Below are 20504 nucleotides of genomic sequence, written 5' to 3'. Positions count from 1 at the left end.
CAGAAACAAAAGAGCGCTGCGTCACGGCGGCACATGCGGCACGACGCCGCGAATTATAGAAAGCGGTTTTGATGTAAAACCCTCAACCTCAAAAGTTGATGGTTTTACATCAAATGTCCCGATGCCTCGCCGGAAGGTTCTCGCGCATCACGATGGCCGTGGGCTGCGGACGGGGCGGCGGCGCGGCCGCACGACCGAAACGCGCGAGCACGTGGGTCAGCGCACGGGCAGCCTGCGCCGCCAGGTTCTGGTCGAGCACGGCGTCCATCAGGCCCAGTTCTAGCAGACGGCGATTACTTTCCGTCAGGTCGTGACCGATAAAGACCACCTCGCGTGGACGCGTGCGCTCGGTCAGCACCCTGGCGACCCCGTCGTCGCCTACCGATGTGTTGTAGATGCCACGCAGGCCGGGCACCGCGTTGAGCACGTCGGTGACGATGCGCCCGGTGCTCTCCGGGTCTTCCTGGCTGTCCGCGCGGTGGATGATCTGCACGTCCGGAAAGTGCTCGCGCAGCGCCTCCACGAAACCGCGCTCGCGCTGCTCGTGGCTGCGGAAGTGGTGGTAACCCTTGATCAGCAGGATCGAGCCGCCCGCGGGACCGAGAAACCGGCCCATCAGCTCGCCGGCGAGACGACCGGCGGCATGCGTATCCGTGCCGACATAGGCGAGGCGACCGCTATCGGGCAGGTCCGAAGCGAGGGTGACGACCGGGCAGCGATCCGCCGCGCGACGCACGGCATCGCGCACCAGCGGGTGGTCGTGGGTCGTCACGATCAGCGCATCGGCGCCTTCGGCGTGATGGTCGATCTCGGCGGCGACCGCTTCGGGCGCGATCTCCGACAGGTGATGCACCTGGCTGCGCACACGCATCGCGTGCATGGCCATACGATGGTGCTCGAAGCGTCGGCCGAGCTCATCGTAGAAGGGAATCGTGGGCGACTGCATCAGGATCGGCACGTGCAGCCATCGACCCGGCGGTACCTCGATCACGCGGTTGATCTTCAGCCGCTTGGCGGCTTCGAGCACGCGGGACTGCGCGCGCTCGCTGACGCCCCCGCGCCCGTTGAGCACCCGGTCGACCGTCGCGGCACTGACACGTGCGGCGGCAGCCAGATCGACGATGCGGGTTTTCTGTTTCGGCATGGCAATCGGATGGCATGATGCAGCGCACCATCATACGGGAGCCCGGTCCCGGGGCGGTCTTCGGTCCCCGCGACCAGTCGTCGCGGGCCCGGGGGCACTACCCTCTGGCGAAAGTCGTTCCCGTCAAGCTGTCACGCCTGGCCGCGTAGGCACCGGTCCCACCGTCCCCTGAGAGGACTCGGCGATCGTCTCCGCTGTCCCCCGGCCCTCCCTCCGTTGTCCCACGCTGGGTGCCATCACCCGCGCTACAAACCGGACCGCCTTGTTCAGGGCCGTGCTGACGAACGGCAGCCGCCCCACGGGGATGGAGATCACGGCCACTTCCTCGCGGACCAGATGGATATTGGGCTCCGCATGGCCCCAGGCCAGCTCCACCTCGTTCGGTGCGCTGCTGCGGCTGGGCACATCGTCGTTGGTGATGCGCTGCGTCTCCCGGAAGAAGTGCAGGTGGACGAAGCCGTCGTCCGTGGGTCCTGTGACGGCTATCCCGGTGGCGACCGCGGACACGAAATGTGCGGGCCGTACATGCAGGATGCTTTTCGTCGACGTCTGCGCCATACCTGGTGTTCCCGGAAAGTGGTCGGGCAGGGGCCGCCCCCCGGTCGGGCCGGAGGAAGCGTCGTCTGGTCCATCGGTTGCCGAAAATACCCCTGTCCGGGAAGGATACGGCGAAGGACGGGACAAAGCACACGGGGTTATGTGACGGGCGTTGGCTTTTCGACGCGTTAGACTGAAACAGCTCCTTTTTTGGAACCTTTCACGTATGACAACGGCCCTTGCCCTGCGTCAGGTTCATTTCAAAGACGCAGGCCATCTCGATGCCGCCCTCGAACGACGTGGCTATCGGGTCCGCTACTATGCGAGAGCGAGTCCACCTAACGGTTGAGAAAACGCGCAAGAACGTCCGTGACCAGCCGGTGGTCCTGCAACGACGGCATGCCGGATGCCGTTATCGCGCCGATGACGCCGAGGCCGCGCAATCGCAGCGGAAAGCCGCCGCCGTCGGAAGCGTGCTCCGCGGGCGACAGGCCGTAGCGCTCCTCGAGCGTCTGACTGGCTTTGGCGAGTTTCATGCCGACGACGAGGGTACTGGTACCGAGGGCGAGCACGGTATTGCGCTTGCGTCGCACCCAGTTGGCGTTGGCGATATCCGTGCCGGGCAGTGCGGTGTGGAACAGCACGCGGTCGCGCAACGCGATCTCGATCGCGACTTTCGCGGATCGCTGCACAGCCAGCTCGCGCAGCGCGCAACCGACGTCCCATACCTGTTCGAGACTCAGCGTGTCGAACTGCAGTCGCGCCTCTTCGGTCGCGAGTTCGTCGAGCGTCGGGTCGCTCATGGATCCCACCTCATGCGTTGTACGGATGAGGTGGGATTCTAACGGGAGACTACGCGTTGCCTCCCGACTTGGCCTTGCCCGGCCTGGCCGGATCGCGGGGCACTTCGGGCAGGGGCGCGCGACGCGAATGCGAATAAACGTAAGAGACGAAGGCGGCGGACGAACGGTCGGCCGGAGCACCCTTGGGAAAGCGATTTTCGGGTTTCTGCGGTGGCATGACATTCCATGATGGGGCGTGGGACCGCCCTGGCGAAGGCACGCGCAAGGGATGCTGTCCGGCGCACCGGACAGGTGCGTCCACCATGCGCCTTCACTTGTTAGTTACATGTAAGTTGGTGGGCGCTTCCGGGGGCGAATCGCGACCAAACGCCACACGTCTAAACCCGTCCTGAGCGCTGAAAAGCGCGTCTGAAATTTGAACCCTTCCACCGTGCTGAGCTAAGGTGATTGCAGTTTCATCGGTTCCCCGCGTGCGCTCGACGTTATCTTTCGCGCCACGGTCGTGAACATTCTTCCTGCGCGTGTTTTCGCCGCGCCACACTCCACTCGCTACGGGGGCAGTTCTTGGACACCAGTAAAGTCAATTCAGTTTCAATCGATCTAAATTCAAAGGCCGCTTCGTGGCGCATGACTCTCGTGGCCATGCTCGCGGCGATTTCCGGTGGTCTCTACGGTTACGACACCGGCATCATTTCCGGTGCGCTGCTGCAGATATCGACCGAGTTCCAGCTCGACGCGCAGGCACAGGAAATCGTCGCCGCGGCCATCCTGCTCGGCGCGGTGATCGGTGCCCTCGCCAGTTCGCGTTTCTCGGTGAGCATCGGCCGTCGCCGCACGATCATTGCCGTGGCGATTCTCTATGTCGTCGGCGTGCTCGCCTCCGCGGTATCGCGAGGCGCGTGGGAACTCGCGCTTTCCCGTGTCTTCCTCGGCATCGCCGTCGGCGCCTGCACGCAGGTGGTGCCGACCTATATCGCCGAGCTGGCGCCTGCCGATCGTCGGGGACGACTGGTGACGTTCTTCAACGTGTCGATCGGTGTCGGCATTCTTCTTGCCGCCATCGTCGGCGTCGTGCTGCAGAACGACTGGACCTGGCGCTGGATGATCGGCGTCGCGGCGATTCCCGCGTTCCTGCTGTTCGTCGGCATGCTGTTTGCACCGTTCAGCCCGCGCTGGCTGGTGGAACAAGGCCGTGCCGATGAAGCGCACGACACGCTGATGCGCATCCGCGACAGCGAATCGCAGGTGCGCCGCGAGGTCACGCAGATCGAGAAAGTGCTCGATCGCTCGAAGGCGCGTGGCGCTTCGCGCTGGCGCGATCTCGGTGCGAAGTGGCTCCGTCCGGCCGTGATCGCCGGGCTGGGTGTCGCTGCGTTCACACAGCTTTCCGGCATCGAAATGATGATCTATTACACCCCCACGTTTCTGACGCAGGCAGGTTTTGGCCACTCATCGGCGCTGCTCGCGGCGCTGGGCGTCGCCATCACGTACCTGTTGATGACGCTACTCGGCAAGCTGGTGGTCGATCATGTCGGCCGCCGCACGCTCACCTTGTGGATGATGCCGTTCGCCGCCGTCGCGCTGGTGCTGCTGGGCGCGGTGTTTCATTTCAATCTCGGTGGCAATCATCGCGGCGCGCTCGTCGTGGCCTGCCTCATCGCCTTCATGGTCTTCAATTCCGGCGGCATCCAGGTGATCGGCTGGCTGGTGGGTTCGGAAATCTATCCGCTGCGCATCCGCGATCGCGCCACCGGCGCGCACGCGGCGATGCTGTGGGGTTCGAACCTGCTGCTGACCGGCACGGCGCTGTCGATGACGCACTGGCTCGGCGTGGGCGGCGCCATGTGGGTTTATGCGGGCCTGAATGCGCTCGGCTTTCTCTTCGTCTTCGTTTGTCTGCCCGAAACCAAGGGCCGTAGCCTCGAAGAGGTTGAAGAATCGCTGCATGACGGCACCTTTCTACCCTTGAAGAGCGAAACGCGCGCCGCGTGAACCGCCGGCGAGCGATGTTGTCCTTACACGAATACTGCGACCAGCCACGAGAGGAGACTTCATGACGCAGACGAATCTTGCACGATCCGCTCCGCAGGACGAGACCACGTGGTGGCGGCACGCCGTCATCTATCAGGTGTATCCCCGTTCGTTCGCCGACAACGATGGCGATGGCATCGGCGACCTTCCCGGCATCGCCTCGCGACTGCCGTATCTGGCGAAGCTCGGTGTGGATGCGATCTGGCTGTCGCCGTTCTATCGCTCGCCGCAGCACGATGCGGGCTACGACGTCTCGGATTATCGCGATGTCGATCCGTTGTTCGGCACGCTCGCGGACTTCGACCACATGCTGGCCGAGGCGCATCGTCTGGGCCTGCGCATCATCGTCGACCTCGTACCCAACCATACGTCCACCGAGCACGCGTGGTTCAGGGAGGCGGTCGCGACGTTGCCGGGCAGTGCGGCACGCCAGCGCTACATCTTCCGCGACGGCAAGGGTAAGGACGGTGAGCTGCCGCCGAACAACTGGCAGAGCATCTTCGGTGGCAACGCATGGTCGCGCGCACCCGGCGACAGCCAGTGGTATCTGCATCTGTTCGATCGCAGCCAGCCGGATCTCAACTGGGACCACCCCGAAGTGCGCTCCGACTTCGAGGACGTGTTGCGCTTCTGGCTGGACCGTGGCGTCGACGGTTTTCGCGTCGACGTGGCGCACGGCCTGATCAAGGCCGAAGGCCTGCCCGACTGGGCAGGGCAGACCTCGATGGTCGAAGGCGAGGAAGGTGCGCACTCCAACAACGGCCCGATGTGGGACCAGGAAGGCGTGCACGACGTGTATCGCCGCTGGCGTCAGGTGCTGGACGAATACGACAACGACCGCATGATGGTGGCCGAGGCGTGGGTGCATCCGCCGCAACGCCTCGCCCGTTATGTGCGCGCCGATGAAATGCAGCAGGCGTTCAACTTCGACTACCTGCTCACCCACTGGGATGCGCAGGCGTTTCGTGACGTGGTCACGCGCTCGCTGGCCGTGAGTGCCGAGGTGGGTGCACCGACGACGTGGGTGATGTCGAACCACGACACGGTGCGGCATACGTCGCGTTATGGCCTGAGTGTCCCGGGTGCGCGACCGAAGGGCATCGACGCGGCCGGCGAGCAGCCGAACGAGGCGCTCGGCCTGCGCCGTGCGCGTGCGGCGGCGTTGCTGACGCTGGCATTGCCGGGCTCGGCGTACATCTATCAGGGCGAAGAGCTCGGTCTCCCCGAGCACACGACGCTCGCGGCGGAGCATCGCCAGGATCCGGCATTCTTCCGGACCTCAGGCGAGGAGATCGGCCGCGACGGCTGCCGTGTGCCGCTACCGTGGCAGAGCGCGGCTCCCGCGTTCGGCTTCGGTCCGGGCACGGCGACGTGGCTGCCGCAGCCCGTGTCGTTCGCGCGCTATGCGGTGGATCGGCAGGAGGGCGATGCCGGCTCGACGCTGGAGCTGTATCGCTCGGCCTTGCGGCTGCGTCGTCAGCGGGATCTCGGTAACGGCGAGTTGCTGTGGCGCGATGCGGAGCCGGGTGTCGTGGCTTTCGCCAACGGCGGCGTGCATGTGGTGGTGAACACCAATGATCATCCGGTCGCGTTGCCCGGCGGCGAGGTTCTGGTGTCCAGTGTGCCACTGGACAGTGGGCACATGTTGCCGGCGAATTCGGCGGTCTGGTTGGGGTGAGGGTGGTTTTTCCAGCGAGTGACCATATAACCTACGGGTCACTCGTTGTCCGCGAGAGCCAGCCCGGTTACCGTCACCCCATGATCGCCTCGTCCCCCCGCACCGAGATCAACCTCCGCGGCGCCCCCGCGGAGACTATCCGCGATCACATCGTGGAGGCGGCCGACGAGCATTTCAGCCGCTACGGTTACGCGAAAACCACGGTGTCCGATCTGGCCAGAGCCATCGGTTTCTCGAAGGCGTACATCTACAAGTTCTTCGATTCCAAGCGCGCGATCGGCGAGGCCATCTGCGCCCGTTGCCTCGGCGTCCAGGTTGCCGAAGTGGACGCGGCGGTCTCGCAGGCCCGGGGCGCGCACGAGAAGCTGCGCGCGCTGTTCCGCAGCGTGATGGAACAGAGTCGTGAGCAGTTCTTCGCCGACCGGCAGCTCTACGATATCGTGATGCATTCCTGCACGGAGCAGTGGCCCAGTTCGAGGGCGTACGTCGAGCGGCTCGAGGCCATGCTGCGAGAGATCGTCGTCGAAGGCCGCGAGGCGGGCGATTTCGAGCGCAAGACACCGATCGACGATGTCGTCACCGGTGTCTGGCTTGCCGCCTCGCCCTTCATCCATCCCGTGATGCTGCAGTACAACCTCGACAACGCGACTGAAGGGTTGAATCAGGTCACGAACCTCGCCTTGCGCAGCCTTGCGCCGTAGCGGTGCGCCTCAGCGGCGGGCGCTCATGTAGTCGGCGATAGCGGCGACGGCGGCGCGTACGTGCGGTAGCTGGCGCAGATCGCGGTGGTACACGAGATAAAACGCTTGCGATGGACCGTCTATGTCCGTTTCGATACGAATGAGATCGGCGCAGCGCGGATCCTGCTCGAGGAAGGCGGCCAACCCCAGGCCATGGCGAACCGCTTCCATGATGGCTTCCATCGAACTCGAGCGAAACGCGAAGCGTGTCGCTCCCAGTTTACGCATCCATTGCTCGTGGGGCAGGCCCTTCCAGCGTTCGTCCAGACCGACGAAGACGTGGCGTGCCGCCTCTCCCTTGGCGAGGCGACGGGTGGGTAGATGGCGCAGGACATAATCTTCCGATGCATAGAGCCCGAAGCGGTAGCTACCCATATGTTTTTCCACCAGCACGCTGGAGGTTGAGCGGGTCAGGCGTACCGCGATATCGGCCTCGCGTGCGGCGACGTCGCTCATCCGGCTTTCTCCCACCACTTCGAGGTCAAGGCGGGGGTGCTTGCTCTGGAAGGCGAGCAATGAGCGGGCGACGGTCTGCGCCATCCCATCGGGCACGCTGATCCGGAGCGTTCCCGCCAGCATGGCACGGTCGCGGCGCAGCGCGTCGAGGCCGTGCTCAAGCCCCTCGGCCAAGCGTATCAACTGCAAGGCGTCGGGTTTCAGCTCGGTGCCCGACTGGCTCCTGTAGACGAGCGCGTGCCCCAGCGAGGCCTCCAGCGCGTCGAGGCGCCGTGCCGTCGTGGATGTCGACAGGCCCAGCGCCTTCCCTGCCGCCAGCAGACTCCCCGCACGATGCACGGCGAGAAGAATGCGCAGGTCGTCCCACGAAAGTGTTTCCATAGATGGGCATCAGATTACCGCCATGTTGCGTATTCGGGAATGCTCCGCGTGCCTAGAATCGGCGCATGAAGATCATTCTTATCGGAGCAGGGCGCATCGGCAGCGTGCTGGCCTTTCACCTCGCCCGGGCCGGCCATGACGTCACGGTAGTGGCACGAGGCAAGCGCCTCGACGCCTTGAGGCGCGAGGGTGCCATCGTCACCGTCGAGGGGCGGCGTGCTCCGGTCAGCATGCTTGCGGAACTCGATCCGGCCACACCCTACGACCTGGCCATCGCCACGCTGCCGGAGCACCAGATCGGGGACCTGCTGCCATCGTTGGCGGCCAGCCAGGCGAAGACGATCCTGCTCATGTTCAACACGTTCGAGGGCACGGCGCGATATCGATCGGTCATCGGTGCGGAGCGCTTCGCGTTCGGCTTTCCGAATATGACGTCGGCTCTTGTCGACCAGCGGCTTCGCTATCGCGTCGATGGCGTCGGCATGGTCTCGACGTTGTCGACCAGTACGTTGGCGACGCTCTTCAGGGACGCCGGGTTGCCGAGTGAGTGGGAAGCAGATATGGACGCCTTTCTTCGCAGCCACGCCGCGCTCGCGGTGCCGCTGTTCCTGTCGGGATTGCTGACGTGGGATCGCAAAAGTGAGCTGAGCTGGCGCGAGGCGAGGCAACTCGACCGGGCCTGGACGGAAGCGTTCGACCTGGTGATTCGCATGGGGCATACCTTGCGCCCGCGTGCCGTCGGTACGCTCGCTGGTCTGCCCAGGCTGCCCCGTACCTTCCTGCTCTGGGCATTCAGCCGTAGCCATCTGGTCAAGGACGTCGGCGAGTTTGGCCCTGTCGAAACGCGTTGGCTGATTGACGCCATGGTCGCCGTGGCACCCGAGCATACGCGTCAGCTTTCAGCGTTACGCCCCTGAGCACCCGTGATCTCGATGGATCGTGAGACTTACATTTCTGTGCCAGTGACCAGTTGACATATCGGTCACTAGCCACAACAGTGACGGCCATCCCTACGCCGGAATGTTCGCCATGTCCCGTTCACTCCTCTCCGGAACCGCCGCGGCCTCAGCGGTGGCCCTCGTGATTCTGGCGCTGGCTGCCTGTTCCCGCACCCAAGCCGATCCGCGCACTGAGCCGCCCCTGGTTCGCACCCAGGCCGTCTCGCCGTCGTCGGTCAGCGAGCGGGCGTTCTCCGGCGTGGTGACGGCACGAGTTCAGAGCGACCTCGGTTTCCGGGTGTCCGGCAAGGTCACCGAGCGGCTGGTTGACGCCGGCCAAACCGTAACGAAAGGGCAGCCGCTCATGCGCATCGACCGCACGGACCTCGCGCTGGCCATTACCGCTTCCTCGGGCGCCGTCGAAGCGGCGCGCGCGCAGGCGCTGCAGACCGACGCGGACGAAAAGCGCTTCCGTGGACTGGTTGGCGTCGGGGCAGTGTCGAAGTCGGCCTACGATCAGGCGAAGGCCGCTTCCGAAGCCGCCGCCGCGCGGCTTCGTGCCGCGGAAGCCGACGCGCGGGTGTCCTCCAACGCCGCCAGCTACTCGATACTGCGGGCCGACGCCGACGGCACCGTGGTCGATACGCTTGCCGAGCCCGGCCAGGTCGTGACGGCGGGGCAGGTGGTGATCCGCCTCGCCCATGCCGGGCCGCGCGAAGCACTGGTCAGTCTTCCCGAGACGATGCGTCCCGCGCTCGGGTCCGTTGCCCGCGCCACGATTTTCGGGGACGAAGGGCAGGGCGGCGCCGCACATCTGCGCCTCCTGTCGGACGCAGCCGACCTCGCGACACGAACCTTCGAGGCACGCTATGTCCTGGAGGGCGCAGCCGCTGCCGCGCCACTCGGCGCGACCGTGGTCGTCCATCTCCCCCGCGCCGGTGCTGCCGGTATGCAGGTGCCGGTCGCGGCGATCTTCGACGCCGGCAAGGGCCCGGGTGTGTGGATCGTCCATGGCAAACAGGCCAGCGTGACCTGGCATCCGGTCACGCTCGGCGACCTTGGCGAAGAGAGCGTCGCGGTAATCTCCGGCTTGAAGCCCGGCGAACGCTTCGTCGCGCTTGGCGCACACCAGCTTCATGAAGGCGAGCGTGTGCGCGTCGGCGATGATGCCGGTGCCGTGCGATGAGTGGCTTCAACCTGTCCGCGCTAGCCGTGCGCGAACGCTCGGTGACACTTTTCCTTATTGTCGCCATATCGGTTGCCGGCGTCTTCGCGTTCCTTCATCTGGGCCGCGCGGAGGATCCGAGTTTTACGGTCAAGGTGCTGACGGTCGTGACGGCATGGCCGGGCGCCACCGCGCAGGAAATGCAGGATCAGGTTGCCGAGCCGCTGGAGAAACGACTGCAGGAACTGAAGTGGTACGACCGCAGCGAGACTTTTACGCGGCCCGGCCTCGCGTTCACCACGCTGACGCTTCGTGACGATACACCTCCCGGCGACGTGCCCGAGGAGTTCTACCAGGCCCGCAAGAAGCTTGGCGATGAGGCCGCGAAGTTGCCACCCGGCGTGGTGGGACCGCTCATCAACGACGAATACGCGGACGTTACCTTCGCCTTGTATGCGTTGAAGGCGCCCGGCGAGCCGCACCGTGCACTGGTGCGCGAAGGCGAGTCGTTGAGGCAGCGGTTGCTGCACGTGCCGGGCGTGAAAAAGGTTAACCTGATTGGTGAGCGGCCGGAGAAGATTTTCGTCGAGTTCTCCCATGACCGTCTCGCCACGCTGGGGCTCACGCCCACGGCGCTGTTCGGTGCGTTGAACGACCAGAACCTGCTCACCCCCGCGGGATCGATCGATACCCACGGTCCTCAGGTTGTGGTGCGCCTGGATGGCGCCTTCGATGATCTCCGTCGCATCGAAGAAACCCCGGTGGTGTCCAATGGGCACACCTTACGCCTGGGCGATGTCGCCAAGGTGCGTCGTGGGTATGAAGACCCGCCGACTTTCCTCATCCGCAATCAGGACGAGCCCGCCCTGGTGCTGGGCATCGTCATGAAGGAGCGTTACAACGGACTCGACCTCGGCAAAGCCCTCGAGAAAGAGGCATCCGCGATTTCCAGCGAACTGCCCGTGGGCCTGTCGTTTACCAAGATCACGGACCAGGCGGTCAACATCGCCGAAGCGTACGACGAGTTCATGCTGAAGTTCTTTGTCGCACTGGCGGTGGTGATTGCCGTGAGTCTGGTCAGCCTCGGATTCCGCGTGGGCATCGTCGTTGCCGCCGCCGTGCCACTGACGCTGGCCGGTGTCTTCGTGATCATGCTTGCCACGGGGCGCGACTTCGATCGCATTACGCTGGGTGCGTTGATCCTCTCGCTCGGCCTGTTGGTCGACGACGCCATCATCGTTATCGAAAGTATCGTGGTGAAGATGGAGGAGGGGCGTGACCGGGTCGCGGCCGCAACGTACGCGTGGTGTCATACAGCGGCGCCGATGCTCGCCGGCACGCTCGTCACCGCCATCGGCCTCATGCCGGTAGGCTTTGCAAAGTCCACCGCGGGTGAATACGCCGGAAACATCTTCTGGGTGGTGATGTTCTCACTGCTCACTTCGTGGGTGGTGGCCGTGGTGTTCACACCGTATCTCGGAGTGAAGCTGCTGCCCGACATCAGGCCGGTCGTCGGTGGTCATGCGGCGATCTACGGCACGCCGCGCTATCGTCAGTTGCGCGGGCTGATCGCATGGGCCGTACGGCGAAAGCTGCTCGTTGCGGTGTCTGTCGTGAGTCTGTTCGCCGTGGCGGTCGTCGGCATGGGCTTCGTGACCAACCAGTTCTTCCCGGCGTCCGATCGCCCTGAAGTGCTGGTGGAGGTACAAATGCCCGAAGGCACGTCGATCGGTGCGACCAGCAAGGCGGTCGGCGAGGTCGAGGCCTGGCTGAAGAAACAGCCCGAGGCAAAGATCGTCACCAGCTACATCGGGCAGGGCGCACCTCGCTTCTACCTGGCCATCGCGCCTGAACTACCCGATCCCTCTTTCGCCAAGATCGTGGTGCTTACCGAGAACGAGAAGACGCGCGAAGCGCTGAAGCTGCGTGTGCGCAATGCGGTGCAGGACGGGCTGGCACCTGAGGCACGCATCCGGGCGACGCAGATCGTGTTCGGGCCGTATTCGCCGTTCCCGGTGGCGTTCCGTGTTTCCGGACCGGACGAGGCCAGGGTCCGCGACCTCGCGGAACAGGTCAAGCAGACCATGCTGAAGAACCCGGCCATGCGCACCGTCAATAGCGACTGGGGCGAGCGCGTGCCGACAGTGCACTTCGTGCTCGATCAGGATCGTCTCCACGCGATCGGTCTGAGCTCGCACGACGTCTCCCAGCAGCTGCAGTTCCTGCTGACGGGCGTGACGGTGACCCAGGTACGCGAAGACATCCGTTCCGTTGACGTCGTCGCGCGGAGCGCGGGCGATGCACGGCTCGACCCGGCGCGATTGGATGGATTCACGCTGGTCGGTTCCTCAGGCCAGCGCGTGCCGCTGTCGCAGATCGGCACTCAGGAAGTACGCATGGAAGATCCGATCCTGCGCCGGCGCGACCGCATGACCACGATCACGGTACGCGGGGATATCGGTGAGGAATTCCAGCCGCCGGATGTCTCGATGAAGCTGATCGCGGAGATCAAACCGCTGGTCGATAAGCTACAGCCGGGCTACGCCATCGATACGGCAGGCGCGCTCGAGGAGGCCGGTAAGGCGAACAAGGCACTGGGCGCGGTCTTCCCGGTGATGATCCTGCTGATGATGATCGTGATCGTTTTCGAAGTGAGGTCGATCTCGGGGATGTTGATGATCCTGGCCACGGCGCCGCTGGCACTGGTCGGTGTCGTGCCGACGCTGATCCTGTTCCACCAGCCGTTCGGCTTCAACGCGATCCTGGGCCTGATCGGACTGGCGGGCATCATCATGCGCAATACGCTCATTCTGATCGGGCAGATCCATGCCAACGAGCATCAGGGGCTGGGCACATACCACGCGGTGGTCGAGGCGACGGTACAACGGGCAAGACCGGTGATCCTTACCGCGATGGCGGCGGTGTTCGCGTTTATTCCTCTGACGTTCTCGGTGTTCTGGGGCTCGCTGGCGTTCACGCTGATCGGCGGGACGATTGGCGGGACGGTGCTTACGCTGGTGTTCTTGCCGGCACTTTATGCACTCTGGTATCGGGTCAAGCCTGACGCCGGGGTGGATCCGAGGGCTGTGCCGTCGCTTGAGCACCAGCCGAGCGAGCAGCCTCTGTAAGCAGGGTGGGTTCCTATTCCCTAGTCGATCCGAATGACCACCTTGCCGACGTGTCCCGCATCGGCAAGGTAGTGAAAGGCCGCCTTCGCGTCGTCGAAAGCGAATACCTTGTCGATGACCGGTTTGATCCCCGCCATCTCAATGGCCCGCACCGCGGCGGCGAAGTCGCTCACCGATCCCGTGTTGTTGCCGAGGATCGATATCGTTTTCAGCTGGATGGGGAGCACGGGGATCGTCAGTTCCGCGCCGCCGACGAAACCGATGACGAAGATCGTGCCTGCGAAGGCGACGGCATTCATGGACCGGGGGAACGTGGCCGCACCGACGGATTCGATCACCAGGTCCGCACCCCTGCCATGGGTCAGTTCGAGCACGCGCTCGTCCCACGCGGGCGTGGTGGTGTAGTTGATGACCTCGTCGGCGCCGAGCGTCCGGGCTCGTTCCAGCTTGTCGTCGGACGACGACGTGATGATCACGCGAGCCCCGGCGGCCTTCGCTAACTGCAGCGCGAACAGGCTCACGCCACCGGTGCCAAGCAGGGCGACGGTCGAGCCCGGGCGCACGTGGCCTCTGACGAGGCCGTTCCAGGCCGTGGTCGCGGCGACGGGCAAGGTCGCGGCTTCTTCCCACGTCAGTCCATCCGGGATACGGACAAGCGACGACGCCGGGGCGACCGTGTATTGCGCGAGGGAACCCGGGACGGTGACGCCGCGAACGGCGTCGTGCGACGAAGGCTGAATCGGGCCGGCGAGCCACCGGGCCATCAGCGCGGGCGCGACACGATCGCCCACAGCCCAGCCTTCCACGCCATCGCCCAGCCCGGCGATTTCGCCGGCGCCATCGGCCACGGGAATCCGCGGAAAGTGGTCGGGGCCGAAGTCGCCGCGGGCCACCGCGACGTCCAGGAAGTTGAGACTCGCGGCGCGTAGCCGGATGAGAACGTCGCCCGGGCCGGGCTGCGGTGTCGGCAGCTCGCTCGCGGTGAGGGAGTCGATGGAAGCGGATGTCAGCTGAAAGGCTCGCATGGCGGCGTCTCCGGGTTGGGGGATGCGATCAGTCTGAGGGATTCCCGGTGCGCGAAATCGGTGGTAGAAACAAGACATTCCTGCACCGGATGCAATAATGGACGCGCTCGAGGCCGACCAGCTACTCACCTTCCTTGCCGTGGTCGACACGGGGAGTTTCACGGCCGCCGCCCGCCGGCTGGAGCGGGATGCCTCCGTCGTATCGCGCCGTGTGGCTGCCCTCGAGGCACGTCTTGGCATTCGCCTGCTCGAGCGATCGACCCGGCGGGTAAGCGCGACCGAAGCGGGCATGCAATTTCGCGAGCGCGTGCGGCAGGCGATGGACCTGGTGCGGACGGCCGAGGACGAGGCGCGCGATTTCGCCGATGCGCCATCGGGGTTGCTGCGAGTCACCCTGGCACCGGCTTTCGGACGCATGTGGGTCGCGCCGCGACTCACGGAGTTTCTGGCGCTGCATCCCTCCGTGCGTATCGAGGCGAGCTTCAGCGACCGCTATGTCGACATGGTCGCGGAGGGCTTCGACGTGGCGGTGCGCATCGGCGAGATGAAAGACAGCCGACTGATCAGCCAGCGCGTCGCACCCGCCGGTCGGATGATCTGCGCTGCGCCATCGTACCTGGAGCGACGGCCGCCGTTGACGACGCCCGACGATCTGACCCGGCACGACTGCCTCGGTTTCACGCCGATGTTCACGCACCCCGTATGGCATCTGCAGCGCGGCCGCGAGGAACGGGCGGTGAAAGTGGCGGGACGTATCGAGTCGGACGACATACACGCCCTCGTCAGTGCCGCCGTCGCCGGGGCAGGCGTGCTGATGGCCGCCGACTGGCTCGTGGCGCATGAGCTTGCGGATGGATGTCTCGTCCCTGTACTCGACGGGTGGCGGGCGAAGGGCGAGACAGGCATCTATGTCATCCGTGCGTCGACGCGTCACGCACCGGCGAAGACCCGTGCCTTCGTCGAGTGGCTGGCGGAGGCGTTGGCGCCGGCCCCCTGGGGCTATCCACTCAGCCCGCCCTCGCCGTGACGCGGCCCGCGTGGCGTTCGCGCGTACGCCGCGCGATGGGCATGCCGATCAGCAAGGCGCCTGCCATGGCGATGCTCATGACAACCTGCGCCTCAATGATCGACACGTCGGTCGACTCGCCTGCCGTCGACATCACCGCCGCGAGGGCGAAGACGCCGGCGAGCGCGCCGCCCTGCCAGCCGAAGCGCAGCGTCAGGGCGAGCACCGGTAGCATCGCGCACAGACGAAGTGCCTGCAGCTCCGCGCCGTGCAGGTGCAGACGTTCCTGTATAAGCACTATCCCGATCCAGCCGGCCAGGCAAAGTGCGACGAGCGCGCTGGTGAGCGGGATGTTTCGCACGCGTCGCCAGGCACCGGACCGTCCCGCGTTGAACACATCCTTCAAGGCGAACAACGCCGGCACGACGGGGACCATTCCGCAGAAGTCACCCAGCAGATAGGCGTAGAAGGAGTCGCGCAGATAGATGGCCGGCGATGCGCCGCGGGAGGCGTCGATCGCCGCGCTGAGTCCGGCCGTATCGACCACGGCGCTGCCCAGTGCGCATGCCGCGGCTACCAGCAGGACGCTGGGAAGGTGGATTTCCCCGTCACGGAACGGAAACGGGCCCCGTCGCCTGGCCAGCATGACCAGCGGCATACAGACGATCATCAGGGGAATCCCGCCGAGAATGGCCCACTCCATGCCGAACCGTCCGGCGTTGATCGCGCATTTCTGAATGAGCGGCGCCCACTCGCCCACGATCAGGGCGGGCCAGTAGCGACGAGGAACCAGCAGGATCGCGGCGAGGCGGAGTCCGGCCATCAGATTCCACTGGCTGGATGGCGATATGTAACGGGCTATCTCATATACCGCGGCGTAGGCCGCCGCGACGGCAAGAAACGCACTGCCGGAGATCCACCTGGGTTCCGCGCTCAGGGCAGGGTGTGTCCGTGTGTGGCTCGCATTCGACATCCACGTAGTGTAACGAGCGGAGCGGCGGCTTCACAAAACGTCACGCCTTACCGATCGGACGCACTTCACGTTCCACGTATGCGCGGTGACGAGCAGCGCGCCGCCCAGCATGACGCCGCCGGTGTGCATCCACCCGTCGGCCCACGCGGCGAAGTACCACGCGGCAAACAAGGTCGCGATGCCGGCTGCGGCCAGCGCGGGCGGTCCGGCTCGCCGGTGCCGCCGCCATGCCCTGACCACGGCGAGCGTGCTGATAAACGCGCCGGTCGCAATGAACCAGGGCTCCAGACTGATCAGCCGCAGCAGTGCCATGGCGAGCTCGCGGTGGGGCGATGCGAACGAATACAGGGCGAGGTAGAGCGACGGTACGGCGAACAGGACCAGGGGCAGGGCGAGGCAGTGGATAGCGCACCCGATCGCCCAGAAAGAGGCGAAACGATCGAGTGACGAGGAGCGCTGGCGCGACGCGATGCTTGTCATGTAACTTATGTTATAACATAACAATAAGAGGTGATGGCATGGCTGTGCGTTGGTGGGTGCTGCTGGGCAGCGTGCTTGTGACTGGCGCCGCTGGCGCGGAAGTCCGGCATGTGGGTGCGCACGTGCACGGACGGGCGACGGTCGATATCTCGATCGAGAACAACATGGTCGCCGCCGAGCTCGATCTGGCCGGGCACGACGCCGTCGGGTTCGAGCATCCGCCGGGCACACCGCCGGAGCGGGCGGCACTCGCTCGTGCGAAGGCGGTGTTGCAGTCGGGGCATTGGCTGGAAGCGGCACGCGCCGCGGATTGCCACGTCGCCGAGGCACACGTCGACGCCCATGGTTTCGATGCCACGGACACCTCGGGCGCGCACGTCGACCTGCACGCCGACTATCGGCTGCTTTGCGCGCACCCGGACAAGCTCAACGCGCTCGATGTGCGACTGGTCGAAACGTTTCCTTCGCTGCAGACCGTCGTAGTCAACGTGCTGTCCGCGAACGGTAGTCACCAGCAGGTGCTCGACCCCGGCGTCGTACGGGTGGACGTGCAGCCATGATTCCTTACGGCGATGAGGTGCTGCTGCGGTGCAGAGGCCTGCGTTTCGCGTGGCCGTCCTCCGATACGGTGCTGATGCTGGACGATTTCCACGTCGCCTCCGGCGAGCGGCTGTTCCTGTGCGGGCCCAGCGGCAGTGGAAAAAGTACCTTGCTCGGGCTCATCGCAGGCGTCCTCTCGCCAGCCGCCGGTGAAGTGAATGTGCTGGGTACGCCGTTGTCGTCGCTGAGCGCCTCGGCGCGGGACCGCTTCCGTGCGGACCATCTCGGTTACATCTTCCAGCAGTTCAACCTGCTGCCCTTTCTGGATCCGGTCGAAAACGTACTGCTCGGGTGCGCGTGGTCGCCCGCGCGTACGGCACGCGCAGGCGATGCGCGTATCGAAGCGTCGCGACTGCTCGGCGCCCTTGGCCTCGATCGGCGCACCCTGTCGCGACGAAAAACCAGCGAGCTCAGCGTCGGACAACAACAGCGCGTGGCCGCCGCGCGTGCCCTCATCGGTGGCCCTGAACTGATCGTCGCCGACGAGCCGACCTCGGCGCTGGACACCGCCGCGCGGGACAGCTTTTTGCAACTCCTCCTGGGCGAGTGCACGCGGCACGGCACCGGCGTGGTCTTCGTCAGCCATGACATGTCACTGGCGCGCCATTTCGATCGTGCCCTGGCGCTGGGCAACCTTCCTTCCCACCAGCTGGTCGCCTGATGAACGTCCTCAGCATCACGTTGAAAAGCCTGCGCCAGCGTCGCACCGGTGTCGCGCTGACCGTGATCACCATCGCCCTCAGTGTCTTTCTGCTGCTGGGCGTCGAGCGCGTCCGCACCGACGCGCGGCAGAGTTTCGCCAGTACCGTCTCCGGGACCGACCTGCTCGTCGGCGCACGCTCCGGTCCCGTGAATCTGCTGCTCTATGCGGTATTTCATGTGGGGGAGGCGACGAACAACATCACGTGGAAGACCTATCAGGACATCCGTGCGATGCCTGAAGTGGCCTGGACCGTGCCGCTGTCGCTGGGCGATTCGCACCGCGGTTTCCGGGTCACGGGCACGACCTCCGATTTTTTCCTGCACTACCGCTATGGGGCACGCAAGCCGCTGGCATTCGCGGCCGGACATGCCTTTTCCGACCTTTACGACGCGGTGATCGGCGCGGAGGTCGCGCGTCGTCTGCACTATGGCGTTGGAGACACTATCATCCTCGCCCACGGGCTGGGCGGCCCCGCAACGGCGCTGCATTCTGACAAGCCGTTTCGTATCTCGGGCGTGCTGGCGCCGACGGGCACACCGGTCGATGCGACGATCGCGGTGAGTCTGGAGGCGATCGAGGCTATTCACGTGGACTGGCGCTCCGGTGTCCGTCTGCCGGGAATGACGTCCAGCGCCGATCAGGCGCGACACAGGGACCTGACGCCCAAGGCGATCACCGCCTGCCTGGTCGGGCTGCGTTCGCGCCTGTCGGCCTTCGCCGTGCAGCGTGCGCTGAACGAATATCCCGACGAGGCGCTGCTCGCGGTGCTGCCGGGCGTCGCGCTGGGCGAGCTGTGGCACTTGCTGGGTACCGCTGAGAATGCCCTGCGCGTCGTCAGCGCGATGGTGGTGCTGGTCGGCATCTCGGGCATGTTGACGGCGTTGCTGGCGATGCTCAACGAACGACGTCGTGAAATGGCGGTACTGCGCGCGGTGGGGGCATCCACACGCACGGTCTTCGCGTTGCTGGTCGCGGAGAGCACCTTGCTGACTCTTATCGGCATGGTCGCGGGCGGGGTCCTGCTGTTTGCGGTGACACTGCTGGCGCACGATTATCTGCTGGCGAACGCGGGCATCGTGCTTAATGCCACGCCCTCGGCGCAGGAAGGGTGGTTGCTGCTGAGCGTGCTGGTGCTCGGTTCGTTGTCGGGATGCATTCCGGGATGGATCGCGTATCGACGTTCCCTGGCCGATGGCCTGCAGGTGCGCCTGTGATCGCGCGCCTGTGCTGTCTCGCCTTTGCCGTGTGCGTTGCGGGGTGTGCTCGCGACGGTACTGACGACACCGCGGCGCAGGGCCCGGCGACGGCGGCGACATCCGAGCTCGCGCGTGCGCAGGCGGCCGCCGATGAAGGTCGCGCGCGACGAGCCAGAGCGGGTGCTGACGGTATCGCTGCGGCGAATGCTTTCGCGGCGTCGCGTGGCAACGCGGCCGTGGCCGCAGCACCCGCCGCACCCCTGCTCGGCCTGCCGGACGAAAACGGGTTCGCCGATCTCGACTGGAGCCGGATGGTCCCGCCGGAGGATTTCAAGGCACTGGAGGACGCACCTCCGGTGCTGCACGTCGGCAATCAGCGCATGAAGCAGGTCGGTACCTTGCATACCGTGGCCGCGCTCGACGGCAGGAAGATCCGCTTGCCCGGCTATGTCGTGCCACTGGAGACGGACGACGACGGCAGGATGACCGAGTTCTTCTTCGTGCCGTTTTACGGCGCGTGTATCCACGTCCCTCCGCCGCCACCGAACATGCTGGTGCACGTGCGCCTGGCGAAGGGCATCGATACGCCGAGCCTGTACGACCCGGTGACGCTGAAGGGCGTGATGCACACCCAGGTGACCGAGAACGCGATGGCCGCTTCCGCGTACGCGATGGACGGCGCCACCATCGAGCCGTATCGCAACGATGACGAAGAGCGCCTGAGGCGTGCGTTCGAATGAAGGTGCCATGGGCGGGACGACCACGGGCGTGGATGCTTGTCGCGGGTATCGTGACGGCGGCGCTGGTGGCGTTGCTTTCGATCGCGGGACCGCCCGACATACCGCCGGCAAGGCGGCAGGCGGTTGGGAAGACCGCCTCCGCGACCACGAACGCGACGGCACGGGTGGTCGCTGTAAGTGCCCAGGGCAGCGGCACGGACCGGCTCGGTCCACTCCTGCGGGCGAACGAGGCGTTCGCTCAGGACACGGTCTTCCTCGTAGCCGCCTCCGTGCGTGCCCGCTGCGACCCTGCCCACGCGCATGACCTCGCCGCCATGGCGGCGCAAGCCCGGCTGCCGATGCTGGCGGGAGTGACCGAGGCGATCGGCGAGCAGACCGATATGCGTGATTATCTGCTGGCCGCCGTGCGCGACATCGCACAGCGCGCACCCTGCTCAGGACCCTTCGATATGAGCGTCGGTGACTTTGTGCAGCGGGTCGACGTGGTCCGCTACGCGGCGGCTTTTCCGGACAGTTACTTCGATCCCGCGATGACCGCGACGCCGCAAGAATTCGCGGGGCGGTCTCTCGCTGACCGCGCACACGACGAATGTGGCAAGGTGGCTTACGCGGTGCTGCCGCTCGATGCGCCCCGTGCATGGCAATGCGCGGGGCTTCGGGCCCAGGGACGAACGCGGGTGAGGGCCCTTTGCCAGCAGATCGGCGAGGCCGACACCGCCGCCGTACAGATCCGGGAGGCTGTCGGACGCATGCCCCCCACGTGCCAGTAAGTCCATGCCC

The 20504-nt window shown here is 65.5% G+C and carries 20 protein-coding genes; 12 read left to right on the top strand and 8 right to left on the bottom strand.

The window, feature by feature from the left end; all coding sequences use genetic code 11:
• Positions 1–109: 109 nt before the first annotated feature.
• The 4 genes from FA87_RS11175 to FA87_RS20780 form a co-directional block, all read right to left on the bottom strand.
• Positions 110–1144: a LacI family DNA-binding transcriptional regulator gene (locus FA87_RS11175; protein WP_036112380.1), complete on the bottom strand. Its 1035-nt coding sequence runs from the start codon at positions 1142–1144 to the stop codon at positions 110–112.
• Positions 1145–1267: 123 nt separating this feature from the next.
• Complete coding sequence (locus FA87_RS11170) at positions 1268–1702, bottom strand: hypothetical protein (RefSeq protein ID WP_043694600.1); 435 nt, start codon at positions 1700–1702, stop codon at positions 1268–1270.
• Positions 1703–2019: 317 nt separating this feature from the next.
• A complete protein-coding gene (locus FA87_RS11165) occupies positions 2020–2484 on the bottom strand; it encodes a heme-degrading domain-containing protein (RefSeq protein WP_043694597.1) in 465 nt (154 codons plus the stop codon).
• A 49-nt stretch (positions 2485–2533) separates the two neighbouring features.
• On the bottom strand, positions 2534–2701 hold the full coding sequence (locus FA87_RS20780; RefSeq protein WP_156108705.1) for a hypothetical protein: 168 nt from the start codon (positions 2699–2701) through the stop codon (positions 2534–2536).
• A gap of 347 nt (positions 2702–3048) precedes the next feature.
• Between FA87_RS20780 and FA87_RS11160 the strand changes: the two genes are divergently transcribed.
• From FA87_RS11160 to FA87_RS11150, 3 genes are all read left to right on the top strand, one after another.
• Positions 3049–4476 (top strand): sugar porter family MFS transporter, encoded by a 1428-nt coding sequence (locus FA87_RS11160; protein ID WP_275041275.1) that lies wholly within the window; start codon positions 3049–3051, stop codon positions 4474–4476.
• A gap of 61 nt (positions 4477–4537) precedes the next feature.
• A complete protein-coding gene (locus FA87_RS11155) occupies positions 4538–6193 on the top strand; it encodes a glycoside hydrolase family 13 protein (protein ID WP_043694594.1) in 1656 nt (551 codons plus the stop codon).
• Positions 6194–6273: 80 nt separating this feature from the next.
• Positions 6274–6894 (top strand): TetR/AcrR family transcriptional regulator, encoded by a 621-nt coding sequence (locus tag FA87_RS11150; RefSeq protein ID WP_052191318.1) that lies wholly within the window; start codon positions 6274–6276, stop codon positions 6892–6894.
• A 9-nt stretch (positions 6895–6903) separates the two neighbouring features.
• On the opposite strand, the gene FA87_RS11145 is transcribed toward FA87_RS11150, so the two are convergent.
• The gene (locus FA87_RS11145) at positions 6904–7770 is read right to left on the bottom strand and encodes a LysR family transcriptional regulator (protein WP_036112393.1); all 867 of its coding nucleotides are present in this window, start codon (positions 7768–7770) and stop codon (positions 6904–6906) included.
• 65 nt (positions 7771–7835) lie between these two features.
• On the opposite strand from FA87_RS11145, the gene FA87_RS11140 reads away from it, so the two are divergent.
• The 3 genes from FA87_RS11140 to FA87_RS11130 all read left to right on the top strand — a co-directional run bounded on the left by FA87_RS11140 (position 7836) and on the right by FA87_RS11130 (position 13001).
• Positions 7836–8687, top strand: coding sequence for a 2-dehydropantoate 2-reductase N-terminal domain-containing protein (locus tag FA87_RS11140; RefSeq protein WP_043694591.1), 852 nt, complete (start codon positions 7836–7838; stop codon positions 8685–8687).
• Positions 8688–8799: 112 nt separating this feature from the next.
• A complete protein-coding gene (locus FA87_RS11135; protein ID WP_043694589.1) occupies positions 8800–9894 on the top strand; it encodes an efflux RND transporter periplasmic adaptor subunit in 1095 nt (364 codons plus the stop codon).
• Complete coding sequence (locus FA87_RS11130; protein WP_043694587.1) at positions 9891–13001, top strand: efflux RND transporter permease subunit; 3111 nt, start codon at positions 9891–9893, stop codon at positions 12999–13001. The genes FA87_RS11135 and FA87_RS11130 overlap by 4 nt, the downstream gene beginning before the upstream one ends.
• 20 nt (positions 13002–13021) lie before the next feature.
• On the opposite strand, the gene FA87_RS11125 is transcribed toward FA87_RS11130, so the two are convergent.
• Positions 13022–14026, bottom strand: coding sequence for an NAD(P)-dependent alcohol dehydrogenase (locus tag FA87_RS11125; RefSeq protein WP_043694584.1), 1005 nt, complete (start codon positions 14024–14026; stop codon positions 13022–13024).
• 97 nt (positions 14027–14123) lie between these two features.
• On the opposite strand from FA87_RS11125, the gene FA87_RS11120 reads away from it, so the two are divergent.
• Entirely contained in the window at positions 14124–15053 is a 930-nt protein-coding gene (locus FA87_RS11120; protein WP_043694582.1) for a LysR family transcriptional regulator, read from the top strand.
• Here FA87_RS11120 and FA87_RS11115 read toward each other — a convergent pair.
• Both FA87_RS11115 and FA87_RS11110 read right to left on the bottom strand, forming a co-directional pair.
• On the bottom strand, positions 15034–16005 hold the full coding sequence (locus tag FA87_RS11115) for an MASE1 domain-containing protein (RefSeq protein ID WP_081996576.1): 972 nt from the start codon (positions 16003–16005) through the stop codon (positions 15034–15036). The two genes, FA87_RS11120 and FA87_RS11115, sit on opposite strands and share 20 nt — an antisense overlap.
• Positions 16006–16035: 30 nt before the next feature.
• On the bottom strand, positions 16036–16485 hold the full coding sequence (locus FA87_RS11110) for a MerC domain-containing protein (RefSeq protein WP_043694578.1): 450 nt from the start codon (positions 16483–16485) through the stop codon (positions 16036–16038).
• 38 nt (positions 16486–16523) lie between these two features.
• Here FA87_RS11110 and FA87_RS11105 point away from each other — a divergent pair, with 38 nt between their 5' ends.
• From FA87_RS11105 to FA87_RS11085, 5 genes are read left to right on the top strand one after another with little or no spacing between them, the layout of a single operon-like run.
• Positions 16524–17045 carry a DUF2796 domain-containing protein gene (locus FA87_RS11105; protein WP_043694576.1) on the top strand — a complete coding sequence of 174 codons (522 nt, stop codon included), beginning with the start codon at positions 16524–16526 and terminating at the stop codon, positions 17043–17045.
• On the top strand, positions 17042–17746 hold the full coding sequence (locus FA87_RS11100) for an ABC transporter ATP-binding protein (RefSeq protein WP_043694574.1): 705 nt from the start codon (positions 17042–17044) through the stop codon (positions 17744–17746). The genes FA87_RS11105 and FA87_RS11100 overlap by 4 nt, the downstream gene beginning before the upstream one ends.
• Positions 17746–19002, top strand: a complete 1257-nt coding sequence (locus FA87_RS11095) for an ABC transporter permease (RefSeq protein ID WP_043694572.1) — start codon at positions 17746–17748, stop codon at positions 19000–19002. Before FA87_RS11100 ends, FA87_RS11095 begins: the two co-directional genes overlap by 1 nt.
• Positions 18999–19724: a DUF3299 domain-containing protein gene (locus tag FA87_RS20775; RefSeq protein WP_197056474.1), complete on the top strand. Its 726-nt coding sequence runs from the start codon at positions 18999–19001 to the stop codon at positions 19722–19724. The genes FA87_RS11095 and FA87_RS20775 overlap by 4 nt, the downstream gene beginning before the upstream one ends.
• Entirely contained in the window at positions 19721–20494 is a 774-nt protein-coding gene (locus tag FA87_RS11085; protein WP_156128542.1) for a hypothetical protein, read from the top strand. The genes FA87_RS20775 and FA87_RS11085 overlap by 4 nt, the downstream gene beginning before the upstream one ends.
• Positions 20495–20504: the final 10 nt, after the last annotated feature.

It is taken from the genome of Luteibacter sp. 9133, from assembly GCF_000800155.1.
GTDB lineage: Bacteria > Pseudomonadota > Gammaproteobacteria > Xanthomonadales > Rhodanobacteraceae > Luteibacter > Luteibacter mycovicinus.
Note: the sequence above shows the minus strand (reverse complement) of the source record. Positions and strands in the feature narration are given on the sequence as shown.